This window comes from Thermosyntropha sp. (assembly GCF_017656155.1).
GTDB lineage: Bacteria > Bacillota > Syntrophomonadia > Syntrophomonadales > Syntrophomonadaceae > Thermosyntropha.
Window position 1 is genome coordinate 177033 of the sequence record NZ_JACDOH010000003.1, and the last position, 14524, is coordinate 191556.

8 protein-coding genes and 1 tRNA gene are annotated in these 14524 nt (G+C 37.8%); all 9 read right to left on the reverse strand.

Features of this window, described 5'->3' with window-relative positions; translation table 11 throughout:
* Complete coding sequence (locus tag H0Z36_RS04425) at positions 1 to 2652, reverse strand: valine--tRNA ligase (protein WP_296864039.1); 2652 nt, start codon at positions 2650 to 2652, stop codon at positions 1 to 3.
* Between the two features lie 364 nt (positions 2653 to 3016).
* Entirely contained in the window at positions 3017 to 3607 is a 591-nt protein-coding gene (gene yihA / locus H0Z36_RS04430) for a ribosome biogenesis GTP-binding protein YihA/YsxC (RefSeq protein WP_296864040.1), read from the reverse strand.
* Between the two features lie 39 nt (positions 3608 to 3646).
* The gene (gene lon / locus H0Z36_RS04435; protein WP_296864133.1) at positions 3647 to 5959 is read right to left on the reverse strand and encodes an endopeptidase La; all 2313 of its coding nucleotides are present in this window, start codon (positions 5957 to 5959) and stop codon (positions 3647 to 3649) included.
* A gap of 158 nt (positions 5960 to 6117) precedes the next feature.
* Positions 6118 to 7788: an ATP-dependent protease LonB gene (gene lonB, locus H0Z36_RS04440; protein ID WP_296864041.1), complete on the reverse strand. Its 1671-nt coding sequence runs from the start codon at positions 7786 to 7788 to the stop codon at positions 6118 to 6120.
* Positions 7789 to 7913: 125 nt separating this feature from the next.
* Positions 7914 to 9164 carry an ATP-dependent protease ATP-binding subunit ClpX gene (gene clpX / locus H0Z36_RS04445; RefSeq protein ID WP_296864042.1) on the reverse strand — a complete coding sequence of 417 codons (1251 nt, stop codon included), beginning with the start codon at positions 9162 to 9164 and terminating at the stop codon, positions 7914 to 7916.
* A 22-nt stretch (positions 9165 to 9186) separates the two neighbouring features.
* Positions 9187 to 9789 carry an ATP-dependent Clp endopeptidase proteolytic subunit ClpP gene (gene clpP / locus H0Z36_RS04450; protein WP_296864043.1) on the reverse strand — a complete coding sequence of 201 codons (603 nt, stop codon included), beginning with the start codon at positions 9787 to 9789 and terminating at the stop codon, positions 9187 to 9189.
* Between the two features lie 57 nt (positions 9790 to 9846).
* Positions 9847 to 11166 (reverse strand): trigger factor, encoded by a 1320-nt coding sequence (gene tig, locus H0Z36_RS04455; RefSeq protein WP_296864044.1) that lies wholly within the window; start codon positions 11164 to 11166, stop codon positions 9847 to 9849.
* 157 nt (positions 11167 to 11323) lie between these two features.
* Positions 11324 to 11398, reverse strand: a tRNA-Gly gene (locus tag H0Z36_RS04460).
* 180 nt (positions 11399 to 11578) lie between these two features.
* The gene (locus H0Z36_RS04465) at positions 11579 to 14461 is read right to left on the reverse strand and encodes a hypothetical protein (RefSeq protein ID WP_296864045.1); all 2883 of its coding nucleotides are present in this window, start codon (positions 14459 to 14461) and stop codon (positions 11579 to 11581) included.
* Positions 14462 to 14524: the final 63 nt, after the last annotated feature.

Sequence of the window (14524 nt, forward strand, 5' to 3'; positions counted from 1 at the left end):
CTATGAGTTTTTCAATATTGCTAATCGTTGTAAGATACCCTCCTTCTTCAATTTTGCCTCTCTTAATTTAGCCTGTTCTTTCTCAATTACTTCTTTAGGAGCCTTGGCCAAAAAGTTCTCATTTTTAAGCTTGCCTTCTGCCTTTTTAAGCTCGGTTTCCACCTGAGACAGTTCCTTATTGAGGCGAACCAATTCCTTTTCAATATCAATAACCCCTTCTAAAGGAACATAAATTTCTGCCCAGGCGGTAAGGCTTGATACTGCCTGTTTCGGTTTTTCAAGCATTTCTTCCACAATCTCAATTTCATTCAAATTGGCCAGCTCTTTAATATAAATCTGATTATCCATAAAAATCTGTTTTTTGCTTAAGTCTTTAACCAATATTATCGTATTTATTTTAGCTCCGGGACTTATATTAAATTCAGCCCTTATATTTCTTATTCCCCTTATAACCTGCATAATATGCTGCATCTCTTCAACAGCTTCCATCCAAATTTGTCTATCATCAACTGTCGGCCATGGATCTAGCATAATAGTTTCAGTATGTCCAGGCAGATGCTGATAAATTTCTTCAGTTATAAAAGGCATGAATGGGTGTAAAAGCCTTAATACAGTAACTAATACCTTATGCAAAACATTCTGCACAACCAATTTTTCATGATCAGACGACGGTCTAAACAGCCTGGGTTTAGCCAGCTCAATATACCAATCGCAAAACTCATCCCATATAAAATCATACAGCTTTCTAGCTGCCTCTCCACTGTCATACTGTTCCAAAAGCCTGGTTACTTCCTTAATAGTGATATTCAGTCTAGAAATAATCCAGCGGTCAGGCAGAGCAAGTTCTTCATCTTTGAGCTCAATTGCTTCATATCCTTCCAAATTCATTAAGACAAAGCGGGAAGCATTCCATACTTTATTGGCAAAGTTGCGCGTATTCTCAACCTTTTCCCAGTGGAAACGAACATCATTGCCGGGAGTTACACCGGTAATCAGTGAAAACCTTAAAGTATCTGCTCCATATTTTTCTATCACTTCAATAGGATCGATTCCATTGCCCAGAGACTTGCTCATTTTTCGGCCTTGCCCATCAAGTATAAGCCCATGAATATTAACATCGCGGAAAGGAACCTTCCCAGTATGCTCAAGTGAAGAAAAAATCATCCTTGCTACCCAGAAGAATATTATATCCCTTCCGGTAACTAAAACACTGGTAGGGAAGAAATACTCTAAATCAGGTGTCTTTTCCGGCCATCCCATAGTAGAGAAAGGCCATAATGCACTGGAAAACCAGGTATCAAGCACATCTTCGTCCTGCTTCAGTTCAGTTGAATTGCATTTCACACATCTTTCCGGATCTTCTTTACTGCATATAACCTCACCACAGTTTTGGCAGTACCAAACAGGAATACGATGTCCCCACCAAAGCTGTCTTGATATACACCAGTCCTTAATATTTTCCATCCAGTTTATATAAATCTTTGTAAACCTTTCAGGAATAAAGCGAATTTCTCTATTTAATACCTTCTCTATTGCAGGCTCTGCCAAAGGCTTCATTTTAACAAACCACTGTTTTGACACCATAGGCTCAATTACGGTATCACATCTTTGACAATGTCCAACCGCATGGCTATGTGGCTCTACCTTTACCAAATAACCGCCCGCTTCTAAATCACGAACAACAGCCTCACGACATTCACGCCGGTCTAATCCTTGATATTTGCCGGCGTTTTCATTCATTATACCGCTTTTATCCATAACCACTATTTGCTCCAAATTATGCCTCAAACCCATCTCAAAATCATTGGGATCATGGGCAGGAGTAACCTTGACCGCACCCGTTCCAAACTCACGATCAACATATTCATCAGCAAAGATAGGTATAACCCGATTTACCAGCGGCAACACTACCCTTTTCCCTATCAAATGTTTATACCTTTCATCTTCTGGATGTACTGCTACCCCGGTATCCCCAAGCATTGTTTCCGGACGGGTAGTAGCTACTACCAAATATTCATCGCTGTTCTCAACCGGATATTTTATATACCAGAGATTTCCGTCAGTTTCTTTATGTTCCACTTCAATATCAGAAATGGCAGTCTGACAACGTGGACACCAGTTTATTATGTAGTCTCCCTGATAAATAAGTCCCTTTTCATATAAATTTACAAACACCTCACGAACCGCCCGGGAACACCCTTCATCCATAGTAAATCTTTCCCGGTTCCAGTCACAGGAAGAACCTAAAAGACAAAGCTGGCTGGTTATGCGGCTACCATAACGATTCTTCCATTCCCAAACCCTTTCCAAAAATTTTTCTCTTCCTAAGTCATATTTTGTTAAGCCTTCTTTAGCCAAAGCCTCTTCTACCTTGGCTTGAGTAGCAATTCCCGCATGGTCAGTCCCAGGAAGCCAAAGAACATTATATCCCTGCATCCTGCGCCAGCGCACTAAAATATCCTGTAAGGTATTATCCAAAGCATGTCCCAAATGAAGTGATCCTGTAACATTGGGTGGAGGCATCACTATAGAAAATGGCTTCTTGCTGCGATCTTCACTTGGGGTAAAATAACCGTTTCCCTTCCAGTATTCATACCATTTGCTCTCTACATTCTGGGGATTATAAACACTTGGCAAATTATCAGCCGGCATCAAAAAACCTCCTCTAAAAAAGACAATTTCTGACCTTATCAAATAACACCATACTTTATAAATTTTAATTAATACCTGCCATATAAAGCAAGTATCTGGTTTTTCTAAAATTATTAAACAAAATCAGGCTAAATAAACTAGAAAACTAAATATTGTTTGTCCCATCTGTATTATGATAAGCTAAAGTTCAGTAAATGGTCAAACGCCTTTAAAACAACATAATCAAACTAAAAATAAGCAGAAGAAGTCCCTGTTCATAAGGAAGCTATAAAAAGTACAAAAAATACTGCGGTTGCTTGGAAGAAATAACACGCAAATACAAATAAACTAAAATAAAAAGGGAGATTTTTACACTCTCCCTTCTTTAGAATTCCAAAAGTTCCTCAATAGCCGCTAAAATCTCTCCTACTCCTTCACCGGTTGCAGCTGAAAAAGGCAGTAAAATATCCTCCGGTTCAAGATCTAAAGCTTTTCTTATCTGGTTTAAATGTTTTTGTCTTGCTCCTTTAGAAATCTTATCTGCCTTAGTCGCTACAAGCAGCAAAGGTATTTCATAATGTAAAAGCCAGTCTTTCATCAGGACATCATTCTCGGTTGGAACATGGCGTATATCTAGAAGCTGAATTACTCCTTTAAGCTGCTTGCGCTTACTCAAATATCCTTCTATCATACGGTTCCACTTTAACCTTTCCGTTTTGGAAACCCGGGCAAAACCATAGCCGGGCAAATCAACAAAATACCAAGAATCATTAATCATATAAAAATTTATGGTACGGGTTTTCCCCGGCGTAGAACTTGATTTAGCTAAATTCTTACGGTTTACTACTTTATTTATCAAAGAAGATTTACCTACATTTGACCTGCCTACCAATGCTATTTCTAAATTATCTTCATCTGGAAGCTGCTTTAAATCTACAAAAGAACCTTTAAATTCTGCTTTTTTTACTTTTATCATTTTCATCACCTAATAATTTTTCATTTAAAAGACCAGGGACTAACCTGGTCTTTTCTCATCTTGACTTAAAGTTTCGTTTAAAACCTCATCCATATGTTCCACCAATACAAACCGCATTCTCTTTTTTACATTAGCAGGGACTTCATCTAAATCTTTTTTATTTTCGACTGGCAAAATAACCGTATTAATACCAGCTCGATGGGCTGCTAAAACCTTTTCCTTCACTCCTCCAATAGGCAGGACTCTGCCTCTTAAAGTTATTTCTCCCGTCATAGCCACATCATTCCTAACCGGCTTTCCAGACATAGCTGAGGCCAAGGCAGTTGCTATGGTAATCCCGGCCGATGGCCCATCCTTCGGAATAGCACCTTCAGGTACATGCAAATGCACATCATAAGTATCACGTACTTCATCACTTATTCCCAACTGTTCAGCCCGTGAGCGAACATAGGTTAAAGCAGCCTGGGCCGATTCTTTCATAACATCACCTAATTTACCGGTTAAGGTGAGATTTCCTTTCCCCTTGAGCAAAGCTACTTCAACCGCTAAAATATCTCCCCCCATCTCTGTCCAGGCAAGGCCAGTAGCTACCCCAATCTGATTTTCTTTTTCTGCCGTACCATAGCGGTATTTTTCAGGTCCCAACATTTTTATTATCCGGTTAGAAGTTATGTTGGCATAATAATTTTTGTCTTCTACTACCTGACGGGCTACCTTACGGCAAACAGCAGCAATCTGCCTCTCTAAATTTCTGACTCCTGCTTCCCTCGTATACTCGCGGATTATCTTGCGTACGGCTCCTTCGGTAAAAGAAATATTAATATCTTTTAATCCGTGTTCTTTTATCTGTTTTGGTATAAGATAATCCATAGCAATATGGACTTTATCTTCTTCAGTATATCCACCAAGCTCTATTATTTCCATACGATCAAGCAGGGGTCTTGGAATATTGTGTATTGAGTTGGCAGTTGTTATAAACATCACTTTGGACAGGTCAAAAGGTATCTCAAGATAGTGGTCACTAAAAGTATTATTCTGTTCCGGATCTAACACCTCAAGCAAAGCAGAGGCTGGGTCTCCCCTAAAATCCATAGTCATTTTATCAATCTCATCTAAAAGAAAAACTGGATTTTTAGAGCCTGCCTGTTTCATCCCCTGTAATATTCTTCCCGGCATCGAACCGACATAAGTCCGCCTGTGACCTCTAATTTCAGCTTCATCACGTATTCCGCCCAAAGATATGCGGACAAAATTTCGATTTAAAGCATGGGCTACCGATTTTCCAAGCGAAGTCTTGCCAACTCCAGGAGGTCCTACCAGACATAATATCGGACCTTTCATCTTTTTAGCAAGTTTGCGTATAGCAAGATACTCTATAATCCTTTCTTTTGGCTTTTTAAGTCCATAATGCTCTCTCTCTAGGATTTCTTCCGCCATTTTTATATCTAGTCTGTCCCGGGTTTCTACTGACCAGGGAAGAGATAAAAGCCAATCCAGATAATTTCGAACTACCACCGCTTCTGCCACCATAGGAGGCATCTTTTCCAATCGTTCCAGCTCCTTATAGGCTTTTTCCTCTGCATGTTTGGGCAGATTGGCTTTTTCGATCTTCTCCTTCAACTCTTCAATTTCTGTAATTTTCTCGTCTCTTTCTCCCAGTTCCTTTTGTATGGCCTTCATCTGTTCTCTCAGGTAATATTCCTTCTGAGACTTTTCCATCTGCTTGCGGACCCGAATATTTATTTTTCTTTCCAGTTCCAGGACTTCCATTTCCTTGGCTAATATTTCACAAAGATATTCCAAACGCTCATTTATATCTAAAGCCTCTAATATGCGCTGTTTTTCATTAATCTTCAGTGTTAAATGCGAAGCAATTACATCTGCTAATCTTCCCGGCTCCTCAATAGCTACTACTGATATAACCGTTTCCGGGGAAATTTTTTTGCTCATGCGAACATATTGCTCAAATTGGGAAATCAAAGTGCGCATCAAAGCTTCAACCCTATTGTCTTTTTCAATATCACTTTCATTAAATTGCTCTATCTCCACCTTAATATAGGGATCCATGGAAGTAAACTGCCTTATTTTGGCACGGCATATTCCTTCTACCAGTATGCGCATGGTTCCGCCCGGCATCTTTAAAATCTGCCTTATTTCCGCAACTGTACCTATATGGTAAATATCATCTTCTCCTGGATCATCAGTCTGGGCATCTTTCTGAGTAGCAAGAAATATTTCTTTATCTATAAGCATAGCTTCTTCTATAGCATTGATAGATTTCTTTCGTCCCACATCTAAATGAATTACTGTATAAGGAAAAACTAGGACACCTCTTAACGGTAACATGGGCATAACTCTGTATCCATTTTGCTGCTGCAAACATAACACCTCCCAAGCAAGTCCATTCTACTACAAGTGGATACACCGTGCAATAATTCCTGTTTAAAGCATAATGATCTTTTTTATATTACCTAATATATAGCCATTAAATACAACAAAAAGCAATACTTTTAAACAGATAAAGTGCCGTATTCTTTTAAAACATCGCTTTTATTCGGCACAAAAGCTATATTAAAGACATCTTCCAGTTTTTCCACCGGAATAACTTCAATATCGGAAAAATCTTTAAAAATACTAAGCCAGTTATCTGCTGGTATAACTACCCGTCTTATTCCAGCCCGTCTGGCAGCTTCGACTTTGCTGATTACTCCTCCAACCGGTTTGACCATACCATGAACAGAAACTTCTCCTGTCATTGCCAGGAGATTATCTACCGGCAGTTTTTTAATAGAAGAATAAACCACTGTAGCTATGCTTATACCTGCTGAAGGTCCATCGACCGGAACTCCTCCCGTAAAATTTATATGAATATCATAATCCTTAAGCTTAAGGTCATATCCACTTTTTAAAACTGTAATAACATTTTCGACTGCACCTTTTGCCATACTTTTACGCCTTATTTTGCGCGCTCCATTCTCCATCTGTTCTTCTTCAACCACCCCAGTAACAGTAATTTCTCCATTTCCCTTCACAGCAGGGACAACTGCTGCTTCGATTTCTATCAAAGTTCCAATATTAGCTCCATAGACTGCCAAACCATTTACAACCCCTATCTGTGGAATATCAGCAGGCTTCATATCAAAACGCGGTGAAAACCTGCCATTATTTAAAACCTTTTCAATTACTGCTAAATCAATTTTTCTTTTTCCTTCCATCATGGCTATTCCTGCAGCAAGCTGCATTATATTTACTGCCTCACGCCCATTATTCGCATATTTTATAATCTCATTTAGCGCATCTTCATCTAAATCAAAATTTATTTTAGATGCCGCATTTAAAGCAATCACTTTTATATGTTCTTTTTCTAAAGGCTTAAAAAATATTTCCACACAGCGGGATCTTAAAGCAGGGGGGATTTCTTCCGGCATACGGGTAGTAGCTCCCACCAGCCTGAAATCTGCAGGTAATCCATTCTGGAAAATATCATGGATATGAGGAGGTATACTGCGGTCATTTTCATTATAATAGGCGCTTTCTAGCATCACTTTGCGATCTTCTAACACCTTCAAAAGCTTATTCATCTGCATAGGATGCAGCTCACCTATTTCATCAATAAAAAGAATACCTCCATGTGCCTTGGTGCAAGCTCCCGGTTTGGGCTGAGGAATGCCAGCTGCTCCCATAGCTCCAGCTCCCTGATAAATGGGGTCATGTACCGAACCGATTAAAGGATCCGCAATATTTCTTTCATCAAATCGTGTAATAGTAGCATCAACTTCAACAAATGCAGCATTTTTCCCAAATGGTGAAAGGACATTTTTTTTTGCCTCTTCCAACACTAAACGAGCAGCAGCAGTCTTACCTACCCCAGGGGGACCATAAATAATAACATGCTGGGGATTAGGTCCGCACAAAGCAGATCTTAAAATACTTATCCCTTCTTCCTGGCCTATAACATCTTCTAATTTAGATGGCCTAGTTAAACTGGATAAAGGTTCTGTAAGCCTTATACCACGCATATTTTTTAATTTAATTCTTTCTCTTTCGGATTCTTTAGATACTACTGTCTTCTTGCTTTGCTGATTTTTTAAAAGATTCCAGAAATATATCCCAATTATTACCGCAAAAAACAGCTGAATTAAATACAGAATACCACCATATTTTATAAAAAAATCATTCATAAATTTTTCCCTTTCCTCAAGATTTTTTAATATTATCCCCTGTTATTCCCTGAGGAATGAGAAAAAAAACAAGTAAAAAAAAGGCAGCATACGCTACCTTTTCCTGTATATTAATTATTAATTTATTAATTAATTTTCCGCTTTGCATCAACAGTTACTAGCAAAGGTTTTTCTTTCTTTTCAATGACCTCTTTAGTAATTACTACCTTAGTTATATCTGCCCTTGAAGGTACTTCATACATTACATCCAGCATTATATCTTCAATTATCGCTCTCAAACCTCTAGCTCCTGTATTTCTTCGCAAAGCTTCTGTTGCTACCGCATCTAAAGCATCTGCAGTAAATTCTAGTTCCACTCCATCTAAATCAAAGAGCTTCTTATATTGTTTTACCAGAGCATTTTTAGGTTCAGTAAGGATCCTTATTAAAGCTTCCTTATCCAAAGCATCGAGAGTAACTATTATGGGAACACGGCCAACAAATTCTGGAATCAACCCATAGCGCAAAAGATCCTGGGGAAGAATCATTTCTAAAATCTCCCCGATATTCTTCTCATTTTTGCTTTTAATGTCTGCCCCAAAACCTATATTTTTTTGACCTATTCGGCTCTGGATAATTTTATCAATACCTTCAAAAGCTCCACCACATATAAACAGTATATTAGTAGTGTCGATTTGAATAAATTCCTGATGCGGATGCTTACGTCCACCTTGAGGAGGAACACTGGCTACTGTACCTTCTAAAATTTTAAGCAAGGCCTGTTGAACACCTTCACCTGAAACATCCCTAGTGATGCTGGGATTATCTGTCTTGCGGGCAATTTTATCTATTTCATCAATATAGACAATGCCCTTCTCCGCTTTTTCAATGTCATAATCAGCCGCCTGAATAAGCTTAAGCAAAATGTTTTCTACATCTTCCCCTACATACCCAGCTTCAGTAAGAGAAGTAGCATCAGCAATAGCAAACGGCACGTTCAAAATTTTGGCCAATGTTTGAGCCAAAAGGGTTTTTCCACTTCCAGTGGGACCTAAAAGCAAAATATTACTTTTCTGTAGTTCTACATCATCAAGCTTTCCGCCTATATTTATCCGCTTATAATGATTGTAAACTGCTACAGACAATGCTTTTTTGGCTTTTTCCTGCCCAACAACATATTCATCGAGTATAGCCTTAATTTCTTTGGGCCTGGGAATATCCCCCAAATCAAGATCAAATTCATCAGCCAGTTCTTCTTCAATTATTTCGTTACATAGCTCAATACATTCATCACATATATATACTCCGGGTCCTGCTACCAGTTTTTTTACTTGATCTTGGGTTTTTCCACAAAATGAACACTTTAATTGGCCTCTTTCGTCCCCGTATTTATGCATAACTTCACCTCTCTAAAAAAAGCTATTTGGCATTAGCTTTTTTCGGTTTAATTATCACCTCGTCAATAATGCCGTATTCCTTGGCTTCCTGGGCAGTCATAAAATAGTCTCTCTCCGTATCCTGCTGAATTTTTTCCAGTTTCTGACCGGTCCTTTCAGCTAAAATCCGATTTAAGGAATCCTTCATCCTTAATATGCGACGGGCATGGATTTCAATATCAGTAGCCTGCCCTTGAGTGCCTCCTAGAGGCTGATGAATCATAATCTCTGCATTAGGTAAAGCAAACCTCTTACCCTTTTGGCCCGCAGCCAATAAAAATGCTCCCATGCTGGCTGCCAGTCCTACACATATAGTTGAAACATCAGGCCTTATATATTGCATAGTATCATAGATAGCCATACCTGCACTTATTGATCCACCAGGGCTGTTAATATAAAGGTATATATCCTTATCCGGATCCTCAGCTTCCAAAAAAAGCATTTGAGCTATAACTAAATTAGCCACAGCATCATCAATGGCACTTCCCAAAAAAACTATGCGGTCTTTTAAAAGTCGCGAATAAATATCATAAGCGCGTTCACCGCGATTAGTCTGCTCAACTACCACTGGCACCAAATAAGACACAATCTCCACCCCTTTCCATCCTATGCATTACATTTAACACATAGTATTCTTTATTATTTAATTAGATTCCACTTTATCGCTTTCTTCAGGCTTCTTAACAGTAATATCAGCATTCTGAATTAAATAATCAAAAACCTTATCTACTTTTACAGTATATTCCATTCTTTCCCGCATACCTACAAGGCTTTCCTTGGCTTTTTCAAAATCCATTCCCATGTTGTCTGCGATTTCCTTAATTTGTTTATCTATTTCTTCATCGGTAGCAGCAAAACCTTTTTCTTCAATAATTTTTTCTAAAATAAAGTTGGTTTTTACTCTCTTGTCTGCTTCCGGCCAAATATCTTTTATAAAATCTTCTTCACTCATATTGAGTGCATTAAAATATGCTTCTAAGTTGAGCCCCTGTGCGTAAAGGCTGCGTTCAAACTCCTGCATCATCCTCATTGCCTGATCTTCAACCACTGCATCAGGTACAGCCAATTCGCAAACTTCTAAGAGCTTTTCAGTTATCTGCTCTCTAATAAGTTCTTTTTTCTGCTTCTCAACTGCATCTTCCAATCTCTTTCTAATATCAGCTTTAAGTTCATCCAAAGTTTCAAAATCGCTTACTTCCTGGGCAAAATCGTCATTAAGATCTTTTAACTTCTTGGTTTCAACTTTTTTAACTTTTACCACAAAACGGGCTTCTTTACCAGCTAGATCTTCAGCATGATATTCTTCCGGAAATACTACATTAACCTCTACTGTATCTCCGGCCTTTTTCCCAACCAATTGTTCTTCAAAACCGGGAATAAAAGTTTTAGAACCCAACTCTAAAGGATAATCTTCTCCTTTTCCTCCAGCAAAAGCTTCATCACCTATAAATCCTTCAAAATCAATAACTACCGTATCTCCCAGTTCGGCTGGTTCATCCTTGGATTCAATTTGAGCATAGCTCTCCCTCAGGTTTTCAAGGCTTTTTTCTACTTCCTTGTCAGTAACAGCCAATTCAGGTATCTCTACCTTAAGGCCTTCAATATTACCCAGTTTAACTTCCGGTTTGACAGGCACTTTAGCTGTAAAGATAAACGGCTTTCCAGCCTCAATATCACCAATGTCAAAATTAGGATCAGCAATAGGTTCAATATTAAGATCCTGCAGAGCCTTTTCGTATGCATCAGGAACTATATACTCTAAGGCATCCTGATAAAGTATTTCCTTGCCATAATACGACTCCAGAATCGGTCTTGGAGCTCTACCTTTGCGAAAGCCTGGAATATTCACTTTCTTTACAACTTTCCGATACGCATATTGTAAGCCTTCTTCCAGCTTATTGGCATCTACTTCAATCTGTATGTATGCCTCACTGTTTTCTATCTTCTCTAATTTAGCCTCCATCTATGCTCCTCCTAACTGATATTTTGTAATTATTCTTACAGCCTTAGAGTATATCAAAGTGCATACATTTAAAATAGTTCTCCTTAAGAATTTACCCTAATTTAATTAAAAATACAACACCTCGGCAGCCGCCGAGGTACAATTTTCTTTTATATTATGGAGCGGAAGACGGGATTCGAACCCGCGACCCTCGCCTTGGCAAGGCGATGCTCTACCACTGAGCCACTTCCGCACTAAATTGTATCCTTTATTAGGATATATAATTATCCACCTCGTAGTCAAGAGTTTTTATTTTTTAAAATATTTTCTTTAGTTCCTATTTGTCATTATTTTTTTATAAAACTCAAATATTTCTTAAACTTTTTCATAATTATTGCCTACTGCTCAATTTTTTAACCAATTTACTTTAAAATTAATTTTCTTTCAAATGCTCCATAAGCCTTGAGCCGAGCTTCAACAAGAATATACCCTGTGTCATCTCCATTTTCTCATCACCCAAATCATCCTGCCGCAATAACGCTAAAGACATCTCAGGATTCTTATTGAAAAAAGCAGCTAAATGAGCCACCATATAACTTTCCAATCGCTTAAGGCTCTGAAAACTTCCAGTATAATCCCTAAAAAAAACTACTATATCTTCACTTCGAAAAGCCTTTCTTATATCCTTAAGCATTTTTCCCTGATCCTTGCCAGGAGGAACGGTTAAAAACAGCTTATTATGCAAGATTAAAACATATCCCCACTGGTAATTTTGATCGCCCGAAAAAACAATCCATATAAAAGAAGCAACTTCTTCTGATTCAGTTAATAGTTTAAAACGGCCATATTTCTTAAGCTGCATAACAGCCTTATCAGGGGCTATAAGCTCAGCTACCTGCCATTTGATTTCCAAAGGTTGATTAATGAGATTCAGGGTATTCTGCTCCATTTCATCCAAAGCCAAAACATATGATTTTAAAATAATTTGTCCTCTGATTTTCAAATAGTCAAAATCATTGGCATCATATGGATGACAATTCTCCAAAAGCATTTGAACTTTAGCTGAAAAAATATCAGTGATTTCAGGCATGATTACAAAAAGAGGCGGCAAAACCCAAAAACCTTCCGTCAAAGGCAGTAAACGCGTTATACAAAGCATTCCAGGTTTTATTTTTTCTTTTATTTTCCACCCCAAAATTCCATATATCTCATAGCTCTGCCCGGTAAAAAAATCTTTAAACCTGATCCCATTTGCATCACGATAGTTAACTTCATAAACCCCTACATAACTCATTATCAGATTAAAAGCAGCTGTTTTCAGATATGGCGGAAACATAGAAGCATGCTCATCCCAAAAAATATGGGCAATAGTTTTTTCATCCTCTCCCTTAAAATCCAGCAAAGCAGATTTAAAGCAAAATTTATTATAAACCTCCTTAATGCTTTCATTCCAGAATTTACGGTTCTCATCTACAAATTGATAAAAATAATTCTTACATTTCTTTTTTCTATTTTCTCCTATATTTTTTAAACAATCGGCAAAAATACAAAGATGATGCCATACCTCCTCATAGATCTTGATTTTTTCTTCATCATCTAATTCTTCAAAACGCGGATACCAAGCAAGAGGGCGCGAAAAATCAAGCGGATATTGATTAAAATGGCGAACTATAAGCTGGGCATTCTTGCTTATAAGGCCAGTAGCAATACCAAATTTTTTAGCTATCTTTGCAAAAGCTATTTTCATACCTGCTAATTCCTGATAAGCATATTCTAAAGCAGCCATCCACCATTCAGGTTTATAAATCTTGGGTCTAAAAAGAGTAGAAAATTCATTCCACATAAAAATAATCCAGGCCAATTTCGGTCTCTCTTCAGGCACACGATAATAAATGTTATAAAATGCCGCGGCGATTTGTCTGTAAGATTCATTAATCCAGGTATAAGCCCCAACATATGGACTCAACTTTTGACGCAAGCGGAATTTTTCTACCCTTATAGCCATAACTTCGGGATTAAGCATTTCCCTGCTATTTATATTTTGGTGTAAATTAAGCCTCTTCCTTATCACGTAAGCAGGTAAATAATATTCTCCCCTGTTTCTTGCCTTAATCTCCATAATTTCTAAATCACTCAAGAGATTTTCCATTAAAACCCTGCCTTTAAGATTCTTAACTGCTTCTACAGGTGTCATTCCATCAAGTTCATGCTTGGGAGTATTAAGCCATTCCTCTAAATATTTATCATGCATTACCTCCAGAAGTATTTCTTCCGCTTCTTCTTCACATGTAAAATCGTAGCCCTCGCTCCATTTAATATGTGGATTTGTAGAATCGTCATTCAAAATACTATCAACCCTGCTGATTATAAAATCCAAATCTTCATCATTATCAGCTACTACGACCAAAGAACTCATACCCAAATAAACCCTTTTAAACCCCGGACTTTCATTCTTGCAAGCAAGTTTTAAGCATTTACTTCCCTGTTCTAGGACAACAAAATCACTTTTCTTAACCATTCTTATAAACTTATCTCTCTGTCCGCTATCCTTCCATATCAAACTGCAGCTTTTCAAAGTGTTCTTTCTTATCCCTATACTTAAATCCATCACCAAACCACACAAAAACTCAGCATGCTCGCGTAAAAAAACTTCCATATCGCTTATTCGCTCATTAATACGGCAGGAATTTAATTCTTTTACTAAAAACTCTTCATTATCCGAAGAAATTACTACCGTTCTGCCAACTGCTATCACAGCGTTGTTTACGATTACTAACCTTAAAAGCAAAAGATCTCCTTCCTCAATTATTCTTGTAACATCCCCAAAATTTCTTTCCACCACAAAATCACGAGAACTGATAAAAATATCCTTGAGTCCTACTGCATTGTTATTTATCCATTCAACCTTATAAACAGATAAATAAGATCTACGCAGGGCATTTACCACCATTTTCATAATTTCGTCAAATTTGTCCTCATATTCCACAAAATAAAAATCTATAATAGGTGATACATCTTGAAAAAATCGGTAATTAGTTATATACCAGAGCCAAAAAATTTCGGCCATTTTTTCATCAGGTTCTCTTAAATCTGTCCAAGACATAAACTTATCCCAAGCTGTTTCCTCCCAGTTGTAGTAATAATTTTTCGCATATAAAGTAAGATTATTTATAGCTTTCTCCAAATAACTCCCGTATTGATTTTTTTTCCCCAAAGGAAAGTGAATAACTGTGCACTCATTGATATTACATTTACCGCTTCTTTGTTCTTTTCTATCGCGGGACATCCGGGAATTCTGTTTATCCACCCTGGTCATATAAGACCCTCCCCCGTTATATTCCCTCTCTTCTATAACAAAGGGTAATTTTTATCACATATT

Excerpts from the sequence above, each read along its gene's own strand:
- H0Z36_RS04425 (WP_296864039.1), bottom strand. The coding sequence starts at position 2,652 with ATGCCGGCTGATAATTTGCCAAGTGTTTATAATCCCCAGAATGTAGAG.
- yihA (WP_296864040.1), bottom strand. The coding sequence starts at position 3,607 with ATGATAAAAGTAAAAAAAGCAGAATTTAAAGGTTCTTTTGTAGATTTA.
- lon (WP_296864133.1), bottom strand. The coding sequence starts at position 5,959 with ATGCCCATGTTACCGTTAAGAGGTGTCCTAGTTTTTCCTTATACAGTA.
- lonB (WP_296864041.1), bottom strand. The coding sequence starts at position 7,788 with ATGAATGATTTTTTTATAAAATATGGTGGTATTCTGTATTTAATTCAG.
- clpX (WP_296864042.1), bottom strand. The coding sequence starts at position 9,164 with ATGCATAAATACGGGGACGAAAGAGGCCAATTAAAGTGTTCATTTTGT.
- tig (WP_296864044.1), bottom strand. The coding sequence starts at position 11,166 with ATGGAGGCTAAATTAGAGAAGATAGAAAACAGTGAGGCATACATACAG.
- H0Z36_RS04465 (WP_296864045.1), bottom strand. The coding sequence starts at position 14,461 with ATGACCAGGGTGGATAAACAGAATTCCCGGATGTCCCGCGATAGAAAA.